Below are 20,531 nucleotides of genomic sequence, written 5' to 3' on the forward strand. Positions count from 1 at the left end.
CGCCCCGCACTAGAGTCGTGCCATGGGTGACCTCTTCGACGGATACGGGTCCCAGAAGGTCGAGCGGCCCGACACGGGCGCCACCCCCTGGGACGAGATGTTCGCCGACGTGGCGTCGACCGGAGGCCCCGACGGGGTCCGCGGCGCCTACCGCGACATCTACTCCTCGCTCGCGCGGATGACCCAGGAGGAGCTGCGCGGCCGCACCGACGCGCTCGCCTCCTCCTACCTCGCGCAGGGCGTCACCTTCGACTTCGCGGGGGAGGAGCGGCCGTTCCCGCTCGACGCCGTCCCCCGGGTGATCGAGCGCGCCGAGTGGAACGAGGTGCAGACCGGCATCAAGCAGCGGGTCCGTGCTCTCGAGGCGTTCCTCGCCGACGTCTACGGCCCGCAGAACGCCGTGGCCGACGGCGTCATCCCCGCCGGGCTGATCTCGAGCTCGAGCCACTTCCACCGGCAGGCCGCGGGCATCGTCCCCGCGAACGGCGTGCGGATCCAGGTGTCCGGGATCGACCTGATCCGCGATGAGAAGGGCGGCTGGCGGGTACTCGAGGACAACGTCCGCGTGCCCTCCGGCGTCTCCTACGTCATCTCGAACCGCCGGGTGATGGCGCAGACGCTGCCCGAGCTGTTCGTCTCGATGCGGGTGCGCCCGGTCGGCGACTACCCGAACAAGCTGCTGCAGGCCCTCCGCGCCTCCGCCCCCGAGGGCGTCGACGACCCGACCGTGGTCGTGCTCACCCCGGGCGTCTACAACTCCGCCTACTTCGAGCACACCCTCCTCGCCCGCCTCATGGGCGTGGAGCTGGTCGAGGGCCGCGACCTGTTCTGCACGGGCGGCAAGGTGTTCATGCGCACCACCTCCGGCCCGACCCGGGTCGACGTGATCTACCGCCGCGTGGACGACGAGTTCCTCGATCCGCTGCAGTTCCGCGCCGACTCGATGCTCGGCTCGCCCGGGCTGATGCTCGCGGCCCGGCTCGGGAACGTCACGATCGCCAACGCGGTCGGCAACGGCGTCGCCGACGACAAGCTCGTCTACACCTACCTGCCCGACCTCATCCGCTACTACCTCTCGGAGGAGCCGGTGATCAAGAACGTCGACACATGGCGGCTCGAGGACCCGGGAGCGCTCGAGGAGGTGCTCGACCGCCTCGACGAGCTCGTCGTGAAGCCGGTCGACGGCTCCGGCGGCAAGGGCCTGGTCGTCGGGCCGGCCGCCTCGGCGAAGGAGCTCGCGGAGCTGCGCTCCCGCCTCCAGGCCGACCCGCGCGGCTGGATCGCGCAGCCGGTCGTGCAGCTCTCCACCATCCCCACCCTCGTCGACGACGGGATGCGCCCCCGGCACGCCGACCTGCGGCCCTTCGCCGTGAACGACGGCACCGACGTCTGGGTGCTGCCCGGCGGCCTGACCCGCGTCGCGCTCCCCGAGGGGCAGCTCGTCGTCAACTCGTCGCAGGGCGGCGGATCGAAGGACACCTGGGTGGTCGGCCTCGAGGAGGCGCGCAGCGCCGAGCCCGAGGCGCGCGACATCCAGGCGCTCGTCGCCGAGCAGGCCGCGGTCACCAGCTCCATCCCGATCGTCTACCCGCTCAACCACACGCCCGACCACTCGCCGCAGGACGCGCCGAACACCGACCAGGACCAGCAGCAGCAGCAGACGCTCGCGGCGGGGGAGGACGACTGATGCTCTCCCGGATCGCCGAGTCGCTGTTCTGGATCGGCCGCTACATCGAGCGGTCCGACGGCACCGCCCGCATCCTCGACGTCCACCTCCAGCTCCTGCTCGAGGACCCGTGGATCGACGAGGACACGGCCTGCCGCTCGCTCCTGTCGGTGATGGGCTCGACCCCGCCGGACGACATGCGCGAGATCACCCGCGCCGACGTGCTGGCGATCCTCGCGATCGACCGCACGAACCCCGCCTCGATCGCCTACTCGCTCGGCGCGGCCCGCGAGAACGCCCGCCGGGCGCGCGAGATCGTCTCGACCGAGCTCTGGGAGTGCCTCAACACCACGCGCACCCGGATGCCGCGCCGCGTCTCGGGCGAGCGGGTGTCGGAGTTCTTCAGCTGGGTGAGGGAGCGCTCCGCCCTCGCCGTCGGCATCATCGAGTCGGCGACCTCGCGCGACGAGGCCTGGCAGTTCTTCACGCTCGGCCGCTCGATCGAGCGCGCCGACATGACCGCCCGCCTGCTCGCCACCCGCTCGCTGACCGAGGCGAGCGGCCCCTCCTGGACCACGATCCTCCGCTCCTGCGGCGCCTACGAGGCGTACCTGCGCACCTACCGGGGCGTGCCGAGCGCGCGGAACGCGGCCGAGTTCCTCCTCCTGGACCGGCTGTTCCCGCGCTCGATCCTCTTCTCGGTCTCGCGGGCGGAGGCGTGCATGCGCGACATCGAGCCGCGCACCGGCCGCATCGGCCACTCCGGCGACGCGCAGCGCGTCCTCGGGCGGATCCGCAGCGAGCTGGAGTTCCGGCCGATCACCGACATCCTCGAGGACCTGCCGCGGCACATGGACAGCGTGCAGGAGGCGACCTCGGCCGCTTCCGAGGCGATCCGCCAGCGGTACTTCCCCACCAACGTCATGCCGAGCTGGATCGGGGAGGCGCTGTGAGCAGGCTGCGCATCAGGCACACCACGGGCTTCACCTACGCGGGGGACGTGGTCGCGTCCTACAACGAGGCGCGGATGCTCCCCGCCTCCTCGGACGGGCAGCTGGTGCTGTTCTCGAACCTCGACATCCGGCCGGTGACCTCGGTGCACGCCTACACCGACTACTGGGGCACCCGCGTGTCGTCGTTCGACGTGCTCGACGCCCACCGCGAGCTCTCGCTGACGGCGACCTCGCTCGTCGAGATCCGGCCGAAGCAGCACCCCGACCACCCGACCGGGTGGGATCAGCTGTCCGAGCAGGTCGAGACGCGCACCGAGTACGTGGAGCAGTCGAAGCAGACCCACCGCACCGCGCCGCCGGAGGACCTCGCGGCGATGGCGCGCTCGCTCGCGGACGAGGCGGCCGGCCCGTGCGAGGCCGCGCTCACGATCGCCGAGACGATCGGCCGGGCGATGACCTACCGGCAGGGCGTCACCGGCGTGCACTCCACCGCGACGGAGTCGTGGACCGCGCGAGAGGGCGTCTGCCAGGACATCACGCACATCGTCCTCGGGGCGCTGCGCTCGGTGGGCATCCCGGCGCGCTACGTCTCGGGCTACCTGCACCCCAAGCCGCGCGCCGAGATCGGCGAGACCGTGGTGGGGGAGTCCCACGCGTGGGTCGAGTGGTTCTGCGGAGGAGCCTGGCGCGGCTACGACCCGACGAACCTGATCGACATCGGCGACCGCCACGTCATCGTCGGCCGCGGCCGCGACTACAACGACATCGCGCCGCTGCGCGGGGTGTTCGCCGGGCCCCGCTCGTCGAAGCTCTTCGTCCGCGTCGAGATCACCCGCGAGGCCTGAGGGCGGGCGGCGGTCGCGCCCCGCGTCGGGGGCGACCCGTCGAGTGGGCGGTCCGCGGATCCGCCCGGCGTGCGGACCGGCCGACGGAGCCTAGGCGCGCGGGCGCAGCAGGGGGACTCCGCCGGTGGCGGGCAGAGCCTCCGGCCCGGGGGCCGCGAGCCGGGCGGCGCGGCGCAGGCGGAGGTGGAAGGCGAGTCCGATGGCGGCCGCCGCGATCCCGGAGGCGGCACCGACCAGCATCGCCTGGCGCGGACCGTAGGCGTTCGCGACCCAGCCGATCAGCGGTGCGCCGATCGGGGTGCCGCCGACGAAGATGGCCATGTACAGCGCCATGACCCGGCCCCGCATCTCGGGGGCGGTCGAGAGCTGCACGTAGCCGTTGGCCGAGGTCATCAGCGTCTGCGCCGCGATGCCGACGAAGGGGAGCAGGATCGCGAACGCCCAGACCGTCGGCATGACGCCGGCCAGCGCGAGCGCGACGCCGAACGCCGCGGAGGCGCCGACGATGAGCCGGAGCCTCGGGCGATCGCGGCGAGCCGAGAGGAGCGCCCCCAGCACCGAGCCGACGGCGATCGCGGAGGAGAGGAGGCCGAACTCGCTCGCCCCCATGTCGAACTCGACCGTCGCCATCGTCGAGGCGAAGATCGGGAAGTTCAGGCCGAAGGTGCCGATCAGGAACACGATCGCGAGCACCACGAGGATGTCCGGCCGCTTCGAGACGTAGCGGAACCCCTCCAGCAGCGCACCCGGGCCGCGGGTGGCCCGCGGGGCGCTGCGGAGCTGGTCGCGGTGCAGCGCGCGCAGCGAGAGCAGGACGGCGAGGAAGCTCGCGGCGTTGAGGAGGAAGACCCAGCCGGAGCCGACCGCGGCGATGAGCACGCCCGCGAGGGCCGGTCCGATCATCCGCGCCGAGTTGAAGGAGGCCGAGTTCAGCGAGACGGCGTTGGTGAGGTCGCGCTCCTCGACCAGCGCCGAGACGAACGTCTGGCGCACGGGCGCGTCGATCGCCGCGGCGAAGCCGAGCAGCAGAGCGAAGAGGTAGACCATCCAGAGCTGGACGACCCCGGTCACGACGATGAGTCCCAGGCCGAGCCCGAGCGCGCCCATCGCGCCCTGGGTGGCCATCAGGAGCTTCCGCCGGTCGAAGCGGTCGGCGATGAAGCCGGAGAAGGGGACCATCACGAGCTGCGGTCCGAACTGCAGTGCCATGGTCACGCCGAGCGCCGTCGCGTCGTGGTCGGTCAGGTCGTTGATCACGATCCAGTCCTGGGCCGTCCGCTGCATCCAGGTGCCGACGTTCGAGACCATCGCGCCCGCGAACCAGATGCGGTAGTTCGGCACGGCGAGGGAGCGGAACATCGCGCTCATCGGTCGGCCACCGCGCGCAGGACCGCCGCCGCGTCGTGGAGCAGGCGCAGGTCCTCGGGAGGGAGCTCCTCGAGGCGCGCCACGAGCCACGCGTCGCGGCTGCGGCGCACGTCGAGCACCAGTGCGGTGCCGGCCCCGGTGGGGCGGATGCGGGTGACGCGGCCGTCGGCGGGGTCGGCGAGGCGCTCCGCGAGTCCTTCGTCGACCAGGCAGCCGACCGTGCGGGTCATCGAGGGCGGGCGGACCCGCTCCGCCTCGGCCAGCTCGCCGAGGGTCTTGGCGCCCTCGCGGTGCAGGAGTGCGAGCACGCTGAACTGCGGATCGCTGAGCTCGTGCTGGGCCTTCTCCTGCCGGAGCCGCCGTCCGAGCCGGCCGACCGCTGCCCGCACCTCGCCCGCGAGGGAGGTCAGCGGGAGATCGGTCTGCAGGGTCTCGGTCTGAGGGGTCTCGGTCTGCAGGGTCTCGGTCGATGGCACATAGTTAGCCTAACAAAAGAACTGCCGCTCAGGCGGAGGTCCGCGCGGTCCGCACCGCCCCGATGCTCGCGGCGACCACGAGCGCGATCCCGACGGCCTCGACGGCGCTGAGGCGCTGGCCGAGCACGAGGAAGCCCGAGAGCGCGGCCGCCCCGGGGGAGAGCGACATCAGGATCGAGAAGGTGGAGGAGCGCAGGCGCCGCAGCGCCAGCAGCTCCAGCGCGTAGGGCACCGCGGAGGAGAGCACCGCCACGGCGAGCCCGAGGAGCAGCACCGGCGGCACCACGAGGGCGGGCCCGGCGGAGGCGAGGCCGAACGGCAGCGACACGATCGCGCCGGCCGCCAGCGCCAGCGCGAGCCCGTCGATCCCCTGGAATCGCCCGCCGGTGCGGCCGGCGAAGACGATGTACGCGGCCCAGAGTACTGCGGCCCCCAGCGCGAAGCCGACGCCGACCGGGTCCAGCGCCGAGAACCCGCCCTGCGACAGGGTCACCACCCCGGCCAGCGCGAGCACCGCCCAGACCAGGCTCAGCACGCTCCTCCCGGCGATCACCGAGAGCGTCAGCGGCCCGAGCACCTCGAGGGTGACGGCGGCGCCCTGCGGGATCCGGGCGATGGCCTCGTAGTAGCAGGCGTTCATCCCGCCGAGGGCGAGACCGTAGGCGGCGACAGTGGCCCAGTCGCTCCGGCTGTGGCCGCGCAGCCGCGGACGGCAGACCAGGAGCAGCACGACGGCCGAGAACACCAGCCGGAGCGTGACGGTGCCGATCGGCCCCGCGGCGGGGAAGAGCAGTACGGCGAAGGAGGCGCCCAGCTGCACGCTCGCGACCGACCCGAGCACCAGGCCGATCGAGCCCGCGCTCGCCGGGCGCCGCTCCGGAGCGACCGCTGCGCTCAGCTGGAGCGCCGCTGCGTCTGGACGGGCGGGACGTTGTATCCGAGCAGGCCGACGCCGGTCGCGTCCCAGCGCAGCGTGGTCAGCGAGACGTTGTCGACCACCGGGAAGGTGTGCCGATAGGTCTCGGGGTTGATGCCGAGGTAGGCGCACAGCAGGAGGCGGATGAGCGTGCCGTGCGCGACGACGAGCACGCGGCCGTCGGGGTGCTCGCGGTGGATGCGGGCGAGGGAGGTGTTCGCGCGGGCGACGGCGTCGAGGCCGGACTCGCCGCCGGGCATCGGCTGGATGGCCGGCGCCGCGACCCACGCGTGGTACTCGTCCGGGAAGCGCTTCTCCATCTCGTCGGTGGTCAGCCCCTCGCCGCGGCCGAAGTCGACCTCGACCAGGGCCGGGTCGGGCTGCAGCTCGAGGTGGGCCGCCCGCGCGGCGGGCACGGCGGTGCGCACGGCCCGGACCAGGGTGGAGGAGTACACCGCCTCGAGGTCGGCGTCGACGGCCCAGGCGGCCAGAGTCGCCGCCTGGTCCTGGCCCCGGGGGGTCAGCGCGATGTCGGAGGAGCCCGCGAAGCGGTTCTCGGAGTGCCAGACAGTCTCTCCGTGCCGGGCGAGGATCAGGGTCGTCACCCCCTGAGCCTACCGACCGCGCGGGCCCGCGGGCCCCGCGCTCAGGCGGCGGGAACGCCGTAGTGCGCGTCGACCATCACCGGGAGGTGGTCCGAGACGCCCTGGGGCAGCGTGGAGACCCGCTCGATCCGCACGGAGTCGCTGATCGCGAAGTCGAAGTGGCCGCTGAAGTAGCGGTAGCGCGCGTAGGTGGGGGAGTCGCTCCGCGAGACCAGGTAGCCGTTCCGGGTCATCCGGCGGTCGAGTCCGCGGAAGAACCACGGGTAGTTGTAGTCGCCGACCATCAGGGAGGGGGTGTCCGGCGCGTACTCGCGCAGCCGGTTGAGCGCCTCGTCGATCTGCTTGCGGCGCAGGGCGTTGCCGGCCGAGAGCGGGGCGGCGTGGAAGGAGGAGACCGCGATCGATCCGCCGTCGCGGTCGTCGAGGCGGACGGCCAGCAGGCGCTCGTGAGCGGGGGACATCACCCGGTCGTGCATGGACTTGCTGAGCTCGAAAGCGGCGCTGCCGGAGAGCTCGAAGCGGTCCTGCGAGTAGTAGACGGCCAGGCCCAGGCGGTTGCGGGCCGTGACGGACGCGAGCCGGAGCGAGCCCACCTCCTGCGGCAGCTTCGTGGTGTCGCACTCCTGCAGGCACAGGACGTCGATGTCGTGGCGGGCGGCGAGGGGGGCGATCTCGGCGTGCGCTCGGTGCTCCCGGAGGTTGTAGGAGATCACGCGGAGGGCGCGTTCGGTCGGCTGCATTTCGCCAGTGTAGGGCGCGCCGACCGAGCGCCGGCCGACCCTCCGGCGAACACGGAGGGACCTCCTCGGAACGCGGTCGGAACGTTCGCCGACCGGCCGGGGAGGTCCCTCGGGGAGCCGTGTCAGTGCTGCTCGGTGCCCGAGGCGTCGGTCTCGGCGTCGGTGCCGTGGACGCCGTCGGTGGGGCCCCAGTCGGGCAGCGGGGGGTTCTGCTCCTCGCCGTCGGCGCCGACGCCGTCGGCCAGGGGTGAGGCCGCGCCGCCGACCTCGTCGAGGCCCGCGGAGGTGCCGGTCTCGGTGGCGGGGTCGGGCGTGCGGGCGCCGTCGGTCGTGTCGGTGGGGGTGGGCTCGATGTCGTAGTCGGAGCTGCTCATGTCCCGACGCTACGACTCCGCCGCCCGCGGGGGCACCCCCTTGCGCTCCCGCGAACGACGGAGGCCCCCCGCACCGGGAAGGTGCGAGGGGCCTCCGAAGGGGGAGTGCTCAGCGTCCGTAGGCGGAGGCGGCGGGGCAGTCGAACGGGTCGCCGCCGGCCGACAGGCCGACCTTGTTGAGGTAGCGGACGACGATCGCGTACGACTCCATCAGCGAGGTCTCGGTGTAGGGGATCTGGTGGGTGGTGCAGTACTCCTTGGCGATGACCTGCGCACGGCGCAGCGCCGGGCGGGGCATGTTCGGGAAGAGGTGGTGCTCCACCTGGTAGTTCAGTCCGCCCATGTAGAGGTCGGTGAACCAGGTGCTGCGGATGCTGCGCGAGGTGAGGACCTGGCGGCGGAGGAAGTCGACGCGCGCCTCCTTCGGCAGCAGCGGCATGCCCTTGTGGTTCGGCGCGAACGAGGCGCCCATGTAGAGGCCGAAGACGCCCAGCTGCACGCCGACGAAGGCGAACGCCAGGCCGAGGGGGAGGGCCCAGAAGACGACGGCGAGGTAGAGGCCGACGCGGGTGACGAGCATGGTGATCTCGACCCAGCGCTTGTCGACCTTGCCCTTGCCGAACACGGTGCGGAAGCCGTGCAGGTGCAGGTTGAGGCCCTCGAGCAGCAGGAGCGGGAAGAACGCGTAGCCCTGGCGGCGGGTGAGCCAGGCGTAGAGGCCGCGCGAGCGGGCCGCGTCCTCGGCGGTGAAGGAGACGACGTCGCGCTCGATGTCCGGGTCCTTGCCCAGCACGTTCGGGTTCGCGTGGTGGCGGCTGTGCTTGGTCATCCACCAGGAGTAGCTGATGCCGACGAAGAGGTTCGCGAGGGTGCGCCCGGCGACGTCGTTGGCCCTGCCGGACTCGAACACCTGGCGGTGCGAGGCCTCGTGGGCGAGGAAGGCGAACTGCGTCAGCACGATGCCGAGGGCGGCGGCGAGCAGGAGCTGGAACCAGGAGTCGCCCAGCAGGACGAAGCCGGTGACGATGCCGCCGAGCGCGAGGACCAGCGCGCCGAACATCGTGTAGTAGAAGCCGGTGCGGCGGCGGAGGAGCCCCGCGTCGCGGACCGTGCTGAGGAGACCGGAGTACTCGGTCGTCGGGTTGACGCGGCCGTCGGCGCGGGGGCGGGTGCGGACGACGCGGGGGGCGCCTCCGGTGACGGACGTGGTGGTGGGGGTGCTCATCGGCGCCTCGCTCTTCGTGGTGACCGTCGGCGTCGACGGTCTCTCGGTGAGCGATCCCGACGGGGGCGGTCCGCTCATGGTTCACCGCGTCGGTAGGGGCCGGACGCGGCATCAGGGCGACCGGGGTCAAGGGCAACCTGGTGTGAACACTACGGGGACGGCGGCGGCACCGCACCATGGCGATTGCCAGCCTTCGCTCCGCGCGTGTCGGGAAGGGGGAGTGCGCCTCCGGCAGGACCGCCGGAGGCGCACGGGCTCAGGAGCCGATCGAGTCCTGCGGGCGGCCGGACTTGAGCGCGGCGAGGCGCGCCTCCACCTCGGTCATCTCACCGAGGTCCTCGAGCGACTCGAACTGCGCGTCCAGGCTCGAGGAGGCGAGCTCCTCCGCGCCGCGGACGCGCGCCTCCTCGCGGCGGATCTTCTGCTCGAAACGGCTCACCTCGCTCGTCGGGTCCATCAGGTCGATGCTCTTCACGGCGTCCTGGACCTGGCTCTGCGCCTCGACGGTCTTCGAGCGCGCGATCAGCTCGTCGCGCTTGCTCGAGAGCTGCTGCAGCTTCTCGCGCATCTGGTTCAGGCCCGACTTGAGCTTGTCGACGACCTCGGTCTGCGAGGCGATGGTCGGCTCGGCGTCCTTCGCCTCCTTCTCGGACTGGATCTGGCGCTGCAGAGCGACCTTGGCCAGCGCGTCGAACTTGTCGGCGTCGCCGGCGCTCCCGCCGGTGCGCAGCTCGTCGGCCTTGCGGCTCGCGGCGAGGGCCTTGCCGCCCCACTCCTGGGCGTTCTGCACGTCCTCGCGGTAGTCGTCCTCGAGCAGGCGCAGGTTGCCGATCGTGGTGGCGATCGCCGCCTCGGCGTCGCGGATGCTGTCGGTGTAGTCGCGGACCATCTGGTCGAGCATCTTCTGCGGGTCCTCGGCCTGGTCGAGGAGTGCGTTGATGTTGGCCTTCGCGAGCTGCGCGATGCGGCCGAAGATCGACTGTCTCTGAGCCATGGGTGTCTCTCCTTGCGTCGTGGGTGGTGCCGGATGTCGGAGGTGGTGCCGGAGTCGTGGGGGAGGTGGTGGTCGTCGGTCGTGCGCGGATGCCCGGGGGCGCTCAGAAGCGCCCGCCGCCGCCGCGTCGTCCGCCTCCGCCGCTGCTGCGCCCGCCGCCGAAGCCGCCGCCGCCGGAGCGCCGGGACGAGCCGCCTCCGCCGAAGCCGCCGCTGAACCCGCCTCCGCCGAAGCCGCCCGAGCGGTAGCCGCTGCGGCGTCCGCCTCCCAGGAGTGACTCGACCAGGATCCCGCCGAGGAACGCGCCGGTCGTGTCGCCTCCGTAGGGGCTGCCGACGGCGTTCGGGGCGGAGTAGGAGCCGGCGTCGGCCCGCGCCCGCTCGAGCGCCTGCTGGGCGAGCTGCGAAGCGCGCTGGGCGGAGGCGAGAGCCTCGCGGGGGTCGGTGGCGGCGATGCGCTCGGCGTACTCGGCCGAGCGGGCGGCCTCGGCGACGCGGGTGCGCGCCTCCGAGCCGACCGCGCCGCGGCGGGCCGCGATGAAGTCCTCGGCGGCCGAGACGCGGCTGCGGGCGGAGGTGAGCTCGGCGCCGAGGGCGGCCCGCTCGCGCTCGCGCTGGGCCTGCGCGTCGCGGAACCCGCCGACGGCGGCGTCGATCGTGGCGTCGGCGGCGGTGAGCGCCTCGAGCAGGGCGAGCGGGTCGTTCGGCCGCACGGAGGTGGCGCGCTCGACGTCGTCGAGGGCGGCCTCGGTCGAGGCGACCGCCGCGGCGACGTTCTGCGCCTGGGCGGCGGACTCCGCGTCCTGGGAGGCGGCGAGCGCTCGTCCCTGCGCCACGTCGGCGCGGATCTCGGCGATGCGGCCGGCGAGCGACGCCTCCGCCTTCTGCAGCTCGTCGCCGCGCGTCGCCACCGCGTCGACGAGCCCGGAGGCCTGCTCGGCGGCCTGCTGCCCGGCGCGCAGCAGCACGGCGGCGCGGCCGGAGTCGCCGGCCTGCAGCGCCTGCTGGGCGCCGGCGAGCTGGTCGCGGGTGAAGCGGAGGCGGTCCTCGGCCTGGTCGGCGTCGTCGCCCACGTCGTCGATCGCGGTCGGCGCGTAGCGGGAGGCGAGCTCGGCGAGGCGGGCGCGGGCCGAGGGGAGGCGGTCGCCGACCTCGGCGGCGCGAGCCGAGAGCGCGGCGGCGACCTGCGGCGCGTTCTTCTCGAGGTCGCGCAGCTCCTCGAACGCACTCGCGCGCTCGTCGAGCGTCTGCTCGGCGTCGGCGCAGAGCTGGAGGATGCGCTGGTAGCCGTCGCGGCGCTCCTGATCGGTCTCCGGCTCGGCGTCGTCGAGGCGCTGCTGCAGGGTGAAGGCCTCGCCGAGCAGGCGCTTCGCGGTGACGAGCGCCTCGCGGAACGCGCCGGTCGCGTCGGCGCCGAACTGGGCCTCGGCGAAGCCGACCTCCTGCTCGCTGGTGCGGACGGCGTCGTCGGCGTGGACGAGGGCCGATCCGGCACGGGTGGCGAGCTCGTCGATCGAGGCCTCCACCGCCTCCTGGGCGCGGCGCTTCCGCGCGCGGCGGACGAGCAGCAGCACCACGAGGCCGACCACGACGAGGGCCGCGAGCACGCCGAGCGCGATCAGCAGCCCCGAGCCGAGGGACTCGCCGGCGCTGGGCGCGTCGAGGCGCTGCCCGATCCCGTCGGCGGCGGCCACCGCGGCTCCGGCCCAGTCGCTGTCGGCGAGCCTCGGCTCGATGTCGTCGGACTGGAGCGAGGAGACCTGCGCGTCGTCGAGGGCGAAGCCCTGCGCGACCGACACCTGGTACTGGCGGGCGTCGACCGCGACGGCCAGGAGGACGTCGTCGGTGCCCAGTCCGTTGCGGGTCGCGGTCTCGTCCGCCCACGCGGCGCGGTCGGACGGATCCGTGAAGGAGTCGACGAAGGTGACGAACAGCTGCACGCGGTGCTGGTCGTAGAGGGCACGCGAGGCCTGCTCGATCTCGGCGGTCTCTCCGGAGCTCAGCACCCCGACCGAGTCGAGGACGGTGGAGGAGGAGAAGGAGACGGGCGATTCGGCCGTCGCCGCGGTCGCGGGGACCAGCGCGAGGACCGCGGCGATCAGGAGGGCCGCGAGCGCCGGCAGCAGCCGGGAGCTCACGGGGTGGTGGGGTCTCGCCGGCATCGCGCACACTCCTTCGTCGTCGCCTCCCGAGTGTAGACAGCCCGGATGTCCGAGCAGGAGTCGGGAGGCGGCAGGCCGTCGACCGCGTGCCCGGGGCGCGGGGGATGGGAGAACGCCGGGAGGAGGAATGACCGTGCTCCGCTCGCGGTTGCCGCCCGGAGTGCGCCGCAGGTGCACGTGCCTCCCCGCTCAGGGCAGCCCCCTGAGACAGCTCCGTAGAAAGGCGATCCCGTGGATCCGTTCTCCCCCCTCACCGCCGGCGACCTCGACCTCCCCAACCGCATCGTCCTGGCACCGATGACGCGACTGCGCTCCGACGAGCAGGGCGTGCCCGGCGCGATCGTCGCCGAGTACTACGCCCAGCGCGCGAGCATGGGCCTGCTGATCAGCGAGGGCGTCTTCCCCAGCGCCGAGTCCAAGGGCTACGCCGGGCAGCCCGGCATCGAGACCGACGCGCAGGCCGCGGGCTGGCGCGCCGTCGCCGACGCCGTGCACGCCGCGGGCGGGCGCATCGTCATGCAGCTGATGAACGCGGGCCGCGTCTCGCACACCGAGATCACCGGCACCGACCGCATCGTCGCCCCGAGCGCCGTCGCCATCGACGGAGAGGTGCACACCCCCTCCGGCAAGAAGCCCTTCCCGGTGCCGCACGCGCTGACCACCGAGGAGCTGGCGACCGTCCGCGACGAGTTCGTCGCCGCCGCCCGCCGCGCGATCGACGCCGGCTTCGACGGAGTCGAGGTGCACGGCGCCAACGGCTACCTGCTGCACGAGTTCCTCTCGCCCGTCTCCAACGTGCGCACCGATCAGTACGGCGGGACCCCGGCCGAGCGCGCCGCGTTCCCGCTCGAGGTCACCCGCGCGATCGTCGACGAGGTCGGAGCGGGCCGCGTCGGCATCCGCCTCTCGCCGGCCCACAACATCCAGGACGTCGTCGAGACCGACGCCGACGACGTGCGCGCCACCTACGAGGCCGTCGTCGACGGGCTCGCCCCGCTCGGCCTGGCCTACCTCAGCGTCCTGCACGCCGAGCCCGCCGGCGAGCTGGTCCAGGACCTCCGCTCGCGCTTCGACGGCGTCTTCATCGCCAACAGCGGCTTCGGCTCGCCGACCAGCCGCGAGGAGGCGACCGAGCTGATCAGCGAGGGCCACGCCGACGCCGTGGCCGTCGGGCGCCCGGCGATCGCCAACCCCGACCTGGTCGAGCGCTGGCAGGGCGGGCACCCCGAGAACGAGGTCGTCCAGGAGACGGTCTACGGCGGAGGAGCCGAGGGCTACACCGACTACGAGCCCCTCTCGGCGTAGTCGCGACTCACGCGGAAGGCCCGCTCCCTCGAGGGGGAGCGGGCCTTCCGCGTACCGGGGGGATCAGCTCTCGCTGCCCCGGCTCTTCAGCTCGGACTCGATGCGGGCGTCCTGCTCGGGCGAGAGCTCGTGGTCCTCGTCCTCCGGGCCGGCCGTCTCGCCGACGCGGCCCTCGCCGAGGGCGTGGATCGAGGTGATCTCGTCCTCGAGCGCGGCGTCGCGGTCGTGCTCGCTCACGAGCCGGTCTCGATCTCCCCGGCGGAGACGGCCTCGGCGTACTTGCGGAGGTCCGGGCCGGGCTCGAAGTCGATGAAGCGATCCTTGAGGCGCGCGTTCAGCTCGGCGAACACGTCCTCCCAGGGCTCGCCCTTCTTGCTCGTCGCGAGGTCGAGCACCGCCTCGCGGAGGACCCTGTCCGAGTCCTCGAGGATCTTGTCGCGGGCTTCGTCGTTCCAGCGGATGTCCTGTGCGTCCATGCTCCGACCGTAGGCGCGGGGCCGGGACGCCCCAAGGACTTGCGGGCGGGGGGCGGGAGGCGTAGGAGCCCCCGCCGCTCCGCGCTCAGGAGAGCGCCGGCAGCACCTCGCGCTCGAACAGCTCGATGCCGGACCGGTCGTAGGCGGCCTCCGGGAAGTAGAGGATGCCGTAGTCCATCCCGCGCGACTGCATGCCGGCGAGCCGGTCGACGATCTGCGAGGGAGTGCCGACCGCGAGCGCGCCGGGGTTGCGGTACTCGGCGACGAAGGACGCCGCTCCCTCCGCGCCGAGGTACGGGACCACGCGCTCCTCGAGACGCTGCAGCGCCGCCTCGACCTCCGCCTCCGTCTCGCCGATCACGACGTTGTAGTTCGAGCTCCGGGTGATCGCCGAGAAGTCGGTGCCCAGGCGCTCGCAGTGCCCGCGGAGGACCGAGCTCTTGTGGTCGAACGCCTCCGGGGTCCCGGCGAAGTTCGTGTACTGCGCGTACTGGGCCGCGATCCGCAGCGTGACCTTCTCGCCGCCGCCGGCGACCCACAGCGGGATGCCGCCCTCCTGCAGGGGCAGCGGCCGGTTCTGCGCGCCGTCCACCTGGTAGTAGCGGCCGTCGAGGGTCGCGGACCCGGTCGTCCAGGCCTGCTGCAGGATCTGCACTCCCTCGTCGAGCCGGCCCAGCCGCTCGGCGATCGGCGGGAAGCCGTAGCCGTACGCGCGCCACTCGTGCTCATACCAGCCGCCGCCGATGCCCATCTCGACCCGCCCGCCCGAGACGATGTCGACGGTCGTCGCGACCTTGGCGAGGTAGGCGGGGTTCCGGTAGCCCATGCAGGTGCACATCTGGCCCAGCCGCACGCGCGACGTGGTGGCGCCGAACGCGCTCATCAGCGACCACGCCTCGTGCGTCGCCTCCTCCGTCACCTGCGGGACGGTGTGGAAGTGGTCGTAGACCCAGATCGACTCCCAGGCGCCGTCGTCGGCGTGCCGGGCGAGGTCGCTCATGGTGCGCCACTGGTCGGCGGCCGGGACGCCGACGAGGTCGTGGCGCCAGCCCTGGGGGATGAAGAGTCCGAATCGCATGCCGCCGACCCTAGGGCGGCCCGCCCCCGAGGTCGAGGGGGTCGCGGTGCTCGCGTACGCTTCCGACCGATGCTGACCTTCACAGAGGATCTCGGACTCCCCGTCCTCGCGCTGATGATCCTCGCCGCCTTCGCGGCCGGCTGGATCGACGCGGTCGTGGGCGGCGGCGGCCTCCTCCAGCTCCCGGCCCTGCTCCTCGTGCCGGGGATCTCGCCCGTGCAGGCGCTCGCCACGAACAAGCTGGCCTCGATCTTCGGCACGACCACCAGCGCGATCACCTACTACCGGCGCGCGAAGCCCGATCTGCGCACCGCGCTGCCGATGGCGGCGGTCGCCCTCGCGGGCAGCTACGGAGGCGCGACGCTCGCCGGCCTCCTCCCGGCCGCGGTGTTCAAGCCGATCATCGTCGTCGCGCTGATCGTGGTCGCCGTCGTGACGATCGCCCGCCCGGCACTGGGCAGCGTCACGGTGCTCAAGCACGCGGGCCGGCGCCACCTCGTCACGGCGGCCGTGCTGGGACTCCTGATCGGCTTCTACGACGGCCTGATCGGACCGGGCACCGGCACCTTCCTGATCATCGCCCTGATCACCGCGCTGGGCTACGACTTCCTGCTCGCCAGCGCCAAGGCGAAGATCGTCAACGTCGCGACCAACCTCGGCGCCCTGCTCTACTTCGTGCCGGGCGGGCACGTGATCTGGCTGCTGGGCCTCCTGATGGGCGCCGCCAACGTGGCGGGCGCGTACCTCGGCTCGCGGATGGCCGTCGCTCGTGGCAGCCGCTTCATCCGGGTCGCGTTCCTCGTCGTGGTCGGCGCCCTCATCCTCAAGGTCGGCTCCGACGTCTGGACCGAGAACCTGGCGCCGCTGCTGCGCTAGCGCGGGCTGCGGGACCGAGCCGCGGAACGAGGACGGGACCCCCGCCGCAGCAGAAGGTCCCGTCCTCGTTCCGATCGCTCGGCGCTCCGCTCCGCCGACCTCAGCCGAAGGGGATCGAGCCGACCAGCACGCCGACGGCGAGCATGACCAGCGAGACGACGACCGCTCGCCACAGCACCTTGCGGTGGTGGTCGCCGAGGTTCACCGCGGCGAGGGAGACGAGCAGGAGGATCGCCGGGACCAGCGGGCTCTGGAGGTGCACCGGCTGCCCGGTGATGGAGGCACGCGCCATCTCGACCGGCGAGATGCCGTAGTTCGCCGCGCTCTCGGAGAGCACGGGGAGGATGCCGTAGTAGAACGCGTCGTTCGACATGAAGAAGGTCATCGGGATGCTGAGCACGCCGGTGATCACGGCGAGGAACGGTCCGAGCGCCGGCGGGATCACCGCGACGACCCACTCCGCCATGGCGTCGACCATGCCGGTGCCGTTGAGGACGCCGATCAGCACACCGGCCGCCAGCACCATCGACACGACGCCCACGATGCTCGGCGCGTGCTTGACGATCTCGGCCGCCTGGTCCTTCATCTTCGGGAAGTTGATCAGGAGGGCGACCGCGGAGCCGACCATGAACACGTAGGGCAGCGGCAGGATGTCGGCGACCAGCAGCGTCATCACCGCGAGGGTCAGGACCAGGTTCACCCAGATCAGCTTCGGGCGCAGCGTCTCGCGCTCGGGGTCGAGCATCGTGTCGGCCATCGCGGTGTCTGCGTCGTCGGCCTGCACGCGGGCGGCGACCGCCACCTGGGCTCCGCGCAGGGCCTGAGGGCCGCGGAGGAAGGAGAAGCGCTCCCGGGCGACGGTGCGGATGCCCCCGGTCAGCGCCGCGAGGCCGCCGGTGCGGGCGCCGCCCGAGCGGGAGGAGGAGCCGCGGCCGGCGCCGACGAGCTCCTGCTCGAGCATCGGCTCGGCCAGCGCGAGCGAGCCGAGGCGGCGGCGCTCGCCGAGCCCGAGGAACCAGGCGAAGACGAGCGTGACGACCAGGCCCACCGCGAGCGAGGGGAGCATCGGCACGAAGATCTCGCTCGGCGAGACCTGGAGGGCCGCGGCGGCGCGCACCGTCGGTCCGCCCCAGGGGACGATGTTGAGCGTGCCGTTGGCCAGGCCCGCGACGCAGGTCAGCACGACCGGGTTCATCCCCAGGCGCAGGTAGATCGGGAGCATCGCGGCGGTGGTGACGATGAAGGTGGTCGAGCCGTCGCCGTCGAGCGAGACCGCGCCGGCGAGCAGCGCCGTGCCGAGCACGACCTTCGCCGGGTCGTCGCCGAGCGCGCGGACGATGAAGCGGATCAGCGGGTCGAAGAGCCCGACGTCGATCATGATCCCGAAGTACATGATCGCGAACATCAGCAGCGCTGCCGTGGGCGCGAGGCTGCCGATCGCCTCGAGGACCATGTCGCCGATGCCGATGCCGGCGCCCGCGAAGAGGCCGAAGATCGTCGGCACGACGATCAGGGCGACCATCGGCGTCAGCCGCTTGGTCATGATCAGGGCCATGAAGGCCAGGATCATGGTGAAACCGAGTACTACCAACACAGCTGACTCCTTCGTCCAGTGCCTCCGCCCGCGCTCGGCGGGAGAGCCGGCCGGGAGATGGTGGAAACCCTAGGCAGCTCCGCGTCCGGCGCCGGGGTATCGCTCATTACGGCGACATCTGCGCATAGTGTGGCTTCTGCGCATTCTGCGCACGACGACGGCGAGGAGGCCCCGATGCGCTTCGCGACCCACGTCCTGGTCCTGCAGCTCGCCACGGTGTCGGCCGCCGTGCTGGTCTGCGCCGGCCTCGTCACCGCGCTCAGCGTCCAGCAGCTGCGCGGCGAGGCGGAGGGGACGGCGCTCGCCATCGCCCGCACCGTCGCCGAGGACCCCGACGTGCGCGACGCGGTCGCCGAGTCCTCCGCGGTGCCCGGCGCGCCCGCCGCCTCGGAGCTGCGCGGCGGACCGCTCGAGGACGTCGCCGCCGCCGTCGAGCAGCGCACCGGCGCGCTCTTCGTCGTGATCACCGACGATCAGGGCATCCGCCTCGCCCACCCCGACGAGGACCGCCTCGGCGAGCGGGTCTCGACGAGCCCCGACGAGGCGCTCGCCGGGCGCGAGAGCGTCTCGTGGGGCACCGGCACGCTGGGCGAGTCGGCACGGGCCAAGGTCCCGGTCTTCGCCGAGGGGGAGCAGCGGGTCGTCGGCGAGGTCAGCATCGGCTTCGCGCGCTCCAGCGTCTTCACCGACCTGCCGACCGCGCTGCTCGGCGTCCTCGCCGCGGCGCTCGCCGGGCTGGTGCTCGCCGCCGTCGCCTCCGTCTTCATCCGCCGCCGCCTGCTGCGCCTGACGCTCGGCCTCGCTCCGGAGGAGCTCACCTCGCTCGTGCAGGACCAGGCCGCCGTGCTCGACGGGGTCGACGAGGGCGTGCTCGCGCTCGACCGCGACGGGCGCGTCGGCGTCTGCAATGCGCGGGCCGCCGCGATCCTCGGCTCCGACGACCCGACCGGCCGGGCGCTGCACGGGCGGCCGCTCGCGGAGCTCGACCTGCCCATTCCGCTGGCCGACGCGATCGGCGCCGCGCTGCACTCCGTCGAGCCGCCCCGCCCCGGAGGCGAGGAGGGCTTCGTCGTCCGCTCCCGCATCGTCTACGTCGACATCCGCCGGGTGACCCGCGGCGACCGCGACCTGGGCGTGGTGGTGGTGCTGCGCGACCGCACCGACCTCGCCGCGCTGAGCCGGCGCCTCGACGCGGTCGGCGCGATGACCAACGCGCTCCGGGTGCAGCGGCACGAGTTCGCCAACCGCCTGCACGTGGTCGCGGGCCTGCTGGATGCGGGGCGGACCGCGTCGGCGCGCGACTACCTCGACGAGGTGCTGACCCGCGGCCCGCTCAAGTACCCGGTGCAGCACGCCGACCGGCTGCAGGAGCCGTACCTCCAGGCGCTCGTCGGCGCGAAGGGGATCGAGGCGGCCGAGCGCGGCGTGCTGCTGACGCTCGGTGAGGAGACGCTGGTGCGCGGCACCGTCGTCGAGCCGGAGGACGTCGCCACGGTGGTCGGGAACCTGGTCGACAACGCGGTGCGCGCGGCGGTCGAGGGGCGGCGCGACGTGCGCTTCGTCGAGGTCGAGCTGCTCGACGACAGCGACGCGCTCTTCGTGACGGTCGCCGACTCCGGCGACGGAGTGCTCGATCCGGACTCGCTGTTCGACCGGGCCGGCGCGGGCGACCCCGTCGAGGACGACGGACGCGTGCACGGTCGGGGCTTCGGCCTGCCGCTGTGCCGTGAGGTGGCCGCCCGCCGCGGCGGCGAGGTCTGGCTGGCGGACGCCGGCGGAGCGGAGTCGGGGGCCGTGCTGTGCGCGCGCCTCCCCGGAGCGGTGCTGCCGCCGGAGCAGGACGGGGACGGGTCATGAGCGCGGACACGGCGCGGGAGCGCACGGTGCTGGTGGTGGACGACGACTTCCGGGTCGCGCAGCTGCACGCGGACCTGGTCGAGGCGCGGCAGGGGCTGACGGCCCTTCCTCCGGTGCACACGGCGCGCGCGGCGCGGGCGGCCGTCGCCGAGCACGCGCCCGATCTGCTGCTGCTCGACGTGCACCTGCCGGATCAGAGCGGGATCGCGCTGCTCCGCGAGCTCGACACCGACGCGTTCATCGTGAGCGCCGCCTCCGACGGGGCGACGGTGCGGCGCGCCCTGCACGCGGGGGCGCTCGGGTACCTCATCAAGCCGTTCGAGGCGCGCCTGCTCGGCGAGCGCCTCGACGCGTACGTGCGGTTCCGGAACGTGCTGCGGGAGGACCGCGCGGCCGATCAGGAGGCGGTGGAGCGGGCGCTGCGCATCCTGCACTCGGGCGACGCGACCGCCGCGCAGCCCTCGCGCTCGGCGACCGAGCAGCTCGTCCTGGCGCGTCTGGCCGAGTCGGGCGCCGAGCTGTCGGCCCTCGAGGTGGCCGAGCGCGCCGGCATCTCGCGTGCCACCGCCCAGCGCTACCTCTCGGGTCTCGCGGGCCGCGGCCTCGTCGAGATGACCCTCAGCTACGGCACCACCGGCCGCCCGGAGCACCGCTACCGCGCCCGCTGACCCTCCGCGAGCGGAGTCCGCGATCGAGCCGGCGGGACGTTCTCGGCGGTCGGGACCCGCTCTCGGGGACCTGAGCGCCTAGGGGAGCTGACTGCGGAGCACCGGCGTGCGGTGCTCGGTCGAGCCGAACGGGGGATCCGCGTGTCAGCGGATCCTCCTAGGCGGTCGGGACCCGCTCTCGGGAACCCGACCGCCCGTGGGAGCCGACTGCGGTGCGCCGCCCTGCGGCGCACGAGACGGCCCGTCGAACGAGCGATCCGCGTGTCAGCGGATCGTTCTAGGCGGTCGGGACCCGCTCTCGGGAAACCGACCGCCTAGGAGAGCCGACTGCGGTGCGCCGCTTCGCGGCGGTCG

At 73.2% G+C, this 20,531-nt stretch carries 20 protein-coding genes; 7 read left to right on the plus strand and 13 right to left on the minus strand.

Annotated elements, in window-relative coordinates:
* The first annotated feature begins 22 nt into the window (after positions 1–22).
* From C5C30_RS04695 to C5C30_RS04705, 3 genes are read left to right on the plus strand one after another with little or no spacing between them, the layout of a single operon-like run.
* Positions 23–1,687, plus strand: coding sequence for a circularly permuted type 2 ATP-grasp protein (locus tag C5C30_RS04695; protein WP_104226201.1), 1,665 nt, complete (start codon positions 23–25; stop codon positions 1,685–1,687).
* A complete protein-coding gene (locus tag C5C30_RS04700; protein ID WP_104223851.1) occupies positions 1,687–2,619 on the plus strand; it encodes an alpha-E domain-containing protein in 933 nt (310 codons plus the stop codon). Before C5C30_RS04695 ends, C5C30_RS04700 begins: the two co-directional genes overlap by 1 nt.
* Positions 2,616–3,464 carry a transglutaminase family protein gene (locus C5C30_RS04705; protein WP_104333264.1) on the plus strand — a complete coding sequence of 283 codons (849 nt, stop codon included), beginning with the start codon at positions 2,616–2,618 and terminating at the stop codon, positions 3,462–3,464. The genes C5C30_RS04700 and C5C30_RS04705 overlap by 4 nt, the downstream gene beginning before the upstream one ends.
* A 90-nt stretch (positions 3,465–3,554) precedes the next feature.
* On the opposite strand, the gene C5C30_RS04710 is transcribed toward C5C30_RS04705, so the two are convergent.
* The 9 genes from C5C30_RS04710 to C5C30_RS04750 all read right to left on the minus strand — a co-directional run bounded on the left by C5C30_RS04710 (position 3,555) and on the right by C5C30_RS04750 (position 12,323).
* Positions 3,555–4,832, minus strand: a complete 1,278-nt coding sequence (locus C5C30_RS04710) for an MFS transporter (RefSeq protein ID WP_104223853.1) — start codon at positions 4,830–4,832, stop codon at positions 3,555–3,557.
* Positions 4,829–5,308, minus strand: a complete 480-nt coding sequence (locus C5C30_RS04715) for a MarR family winged helix-turn-helix transcriptional regulator (protein ID WP_258065794.1) — start codon at positions 5,306–5,308, stop codon at positions 4,829–4,831. The genes C5C30_RS04710 and C5C30_RS04715 overlap by 4 nt, the downstream gene beginning before the upstream one ends.
* Before the next feature lie 28 nt (positions 5,309–5,336).
* On the minus strand, positions 5,337–6,149 hold the full coding sequence (locus C5C30_RS04720) for a DMT family transporter (protein ID WP_244229480.1): 813 nt from the start codon (positions 6,147–6,149) through the stop codon (positions 5,337–5,339).
* A 53-nt stretch (positions 6,150–6,202) separates the two neighbouring features.
* The gene (locus C5C30_RS04725) at positions 6,203–6,829 is read right to left on the minus strand and encodes a histidine phosphatase family protein (protein ID WP_104223854.1); all 627 of its coding nucleotides are present in this window, start codon (positions 6,827–6,829) and stop codon (positions 6,203–6,205) included.
* Between the two features lie 41 nt (positions 6,830–6,870).
* On the minus strand, positions 6,871–7,569 hold the full coding sequence (locus C5C30_RS04730) for an endonuclease/exonuclease/phosphatase family protein (RefSeq protein ID WP_104223855.1): 699 nt from the start codon (positions 7,567–7,569) through the stop codon (positions 6,871–6,873).
* Positions 7,570–7,691: 122 nt separating this feature from the next.
* Complete coding sequence (locus tag C5C30_RS04735; RefSeq protein WP_104246865.1) at positions 7,692–7,943, minus strand: hypothetical protein; 252 nt, start codon at positions 7,941–7,943, stop codon at positions 7,692–7,694.
* Between the two features lie 109 nt (positions 7,944–8,052).
* Complete coding sequence (locus C5C30_RS04740) at positions 8,053–9,168, minus strand: acyl-CoA desaturase (protein WP_181065694.1); 1,116 nt, start codon at positions 9,166–9,168, stop codon at positions 8,053–8,055.
* A gap of 256 nt (positions 9,169–9,424) precedes the next feature.
* Complete coding sequence (locus C5C30_RS04745) at positions 9,425–10,162, minus strand: PspA/IM30 family protein (protein ID WP_104223858.1); 738 nt, start codon at positions 10,160–10,162, stop codon at positions 9,425–9,427.
* A gap of 103 nt (positions 10,163–10,265) precedes the next feature.
* A complete protein-coding gene (locus tag C5C30_RS04750; RefSeq protein ID WP_104333265.1) occupies positions 10,266–12,323 on the minus strand; it encodes a TPM domain-containing protein in 2,058 nt (685 codons plus the stop codon).
* A 231-nt stretch (positions 12,324–12,554) separates the two neighbouring features.
* Between C5C30_RS04750 and C5C30_RS04755 the strand changes: the two genes are divergently transcribed.
* Complete coding sequence (locus C5C30_RS04755; protein ID WP_104238614.1) at positions 12,555–13,628, plus strand: alkene reductase; 1,074 nt, start codon at positions 12,555–12,557, stop codon at positions 13,626–13,628.
* A 63-nt stretch (positions 13,629–13,691) separates the two neighbouring features.
* On the opposite strand, the gene C5C30_RS17560 is transcribed toward C5C30_RS04755, so the two are convergent.
* The 3 genes from C5C30_RS17560 to C5C30_RS04765 all read right to left on the minus strand — a co-directional run bounded on the left by C5C30_RS17560 (position 13,692) and on the right by C5C30_RS04765 (position 15,182).
* Positions 13,692–13,865, minus strand: coding sequence for a hypothetical protein (locus C5C30_RS17560; RefSeq protein ID WP_160035225.1), 174 nt, complete (start codon positions 13,863–13,865; stop codon positions 13,692–13,694).
* The gene (locus C5C30_RS04760) at positions 13,862–14,104 is read right to left on the minus strand and encodes a hypothetical protein (RefSeq protein WP_068251275.1); all 243 of its coding nucleotides are present in this window, start codon (positions 14,102–14,104) and stop codon (positions 13,862–13,864) included. The genes C5C30_RS17560 and C5C30_RS04760 overlap by 4 nt, the downstream gene beginning before the upstream one ends.
* Positions 14,105–14,189: 85 nt before the next feature.
* On the minus strand, positions 14,190–15,182 hold the full coding sequence (locus tag C5C30_RS04765; protein ID WP_104333266.1) for an LLM class F420-dependent oxidoreductase: 993 nt from the start codon (positions 15,180–15,182) through the stop codon (positions 14,190–14,192).
* 69 nt (positions 15,183–15,251) lie between these two features.
* Here C5C30_RS04765 and C5C30_RS04770 point away from each other — a divergent pair, with 69 nt between their 5' ends.
* Positions 15,252–16,058 (plus strand): TSUP family transporter, encoded by an 807-nt coding sequence (locus C5C30_RS04770; RefSeq protein WP_104223862.1) that lies wholly within the window; start codon positions 15,252–15,254, stop codon positions 16,056–16,058.
* A gap of 100 nt (positions 16,059–16,158) precedes the next feature.
* Here the strand turns inward: C5C30_RS04770 and C5C30_RS04775 are convergent, their stop codons facing one another.
* Positions 16,159–17,628 (minus strand): CitMHS family transporter, encoded by a 1,470-nt coding sequence (locus tag C5C30_RS04775; protein ID WP_104333267.1) that lies wholly within the window; start codon positions 17,626–17,628, stop codon positions 16,159–16,161.
* Between the two features lie 198 nt (positions 17,629–17,826).
* Between C5C30_RS04775 and C5C30_RS04780 the strand changes: the two genes are divergently transcribed.
* Together C5C30_RS04780 and C5C30_RS04785 are read left to right on the plus strand one after the other, a co-directional pair.
* Positions 17,827–19,509 (plus strand): sensor histidine kinase, encoded by a 1,683-nt coding sequence (locus tag C5C30_RS04780; protein WP_104333268.1) that lies wholly within the window; start codon positions 17,827–17,829, stop codon positions 19,507–19,509.
* Positions 19,506–20,177 (plus strand): response regulator, encoded by a 672-nt coding sequence (locus C5C30_RS04785; RefSeq protein ID WP_104262727.1) that lies wholly within the window; start codon positions 19,506–19,508, stop codon positions 20,175–20,177. The genes C5C30_RS04780 and C5C30_RS04785 overlap by 4 nt, the downstream gene beginning before the upstream one ends.
* The last annotated feature ends 354 nt before the right edge of the window (positions 20,178–20,531 follow it).

It is taken from the genome of Rathayibacter sp. AY2B5 (assembly GCF_002931645.1).
GTDB lineage: Bacteria > Actinomycetota > Actinomycetes > Actinomycetales > Microbacteriaceae > Rathayibacter.

Coding starts and splice junctions, on each gene's coding strand:
- C5C30_RS04770 (WP_104223862.1), top strand. CDS start 15,252: ATGCTGACCTTCACAGAGGATCTCGGACTCCCCGTCCTCGCGCTGATG.
- C5C30_RS04740 (WP_181065694.1), bottom strand. CDS start 9,168: ATGAGCACCCCCACCACCACGTCCGTCACCGGAGGCGCCCCCCGCGTC.
- C5C30_RS04745 (WP_104223858.1), bottom strand. CDS start 10,162: ATGGCTCAGAGACAGTCGATCTTCGGCCGCATCGCGCAGCTCGCGAAG.
- C5C30_RS04695 (WP_104226201.1), top strand. CDS start 23: ATGGGTGACCTCTTCGACGGATACGGGTCCCAGAAGGTCGAGCGGCCC.
- C5C30_RS04700 (WP_104223851.1), top strand. CDS start 1,687: ATGCTCTCCCGGATCGCCGAGTCGCTGTTCTGGATCGGCCGCTACATC.
- C5C30_RS04785 (WP_104262727.1), top strand. CDS start 19,506: ATGAGCGCGGACACGGCGCGGGAGCGCACGGTGCTGGTGGTGGACGAC.
- C5C30_RS04775 (WP_104333267.1), bottom strand. CDS start 17,628: ATGATCCTGGCCTTCATGGCCCTGATCATGACCAAGCGGCTGACGCCG.
- C5C30_RS04780 (WP_104333268.1), top strand. CDS start 17,827: ATGCGCTTCGCGACCCACGTCCTGGTCCTGCAGCTCGCCACGGTGTCG.
- C5C30_RS04730 (WP_104223855.1), bottom strand. CDS start 7,569: ATGCAGCCGACCGAACGCGCCCTCCGCGTGATCTCCTACAACCTCCGG.
- C5C30_RS04765 (WP_104333266.1), bottom strand. CDS start 15,182: ATGCGATTCGGACTCTTCATCCCCCAGGGCTGGCGCCACGACCTCGTC.
- C5C30_RS04735 (WP_104246865.1), bottom strand. CDS start 7,943: ATGAGCAGCTCCGACTACGACATCGAGCCCACCCCCACCGACACGACC.
- C5C30_RS04760 (WP_068251275.1), bottom strand. CDS start 14,104: ATGGACGCACAGGACATCCGCTGGAACGACGAAGCCCGCGACAAGATC.
- C5C30_RS04710 (WP_104223853.1), bottom strand. CDS start 4,832: ATGAGCGCGATGTTCCGCTCCCTCGCCGTGCCGAACTACCGCATCTGG.
- C5C30_RS04750 (WP_104333265.1), bottom strand. CDS start 12,323: ATGCCGGCGAGACCCCACCACCCCGTGAGCTCCCGGCTGCTGCCGGCG.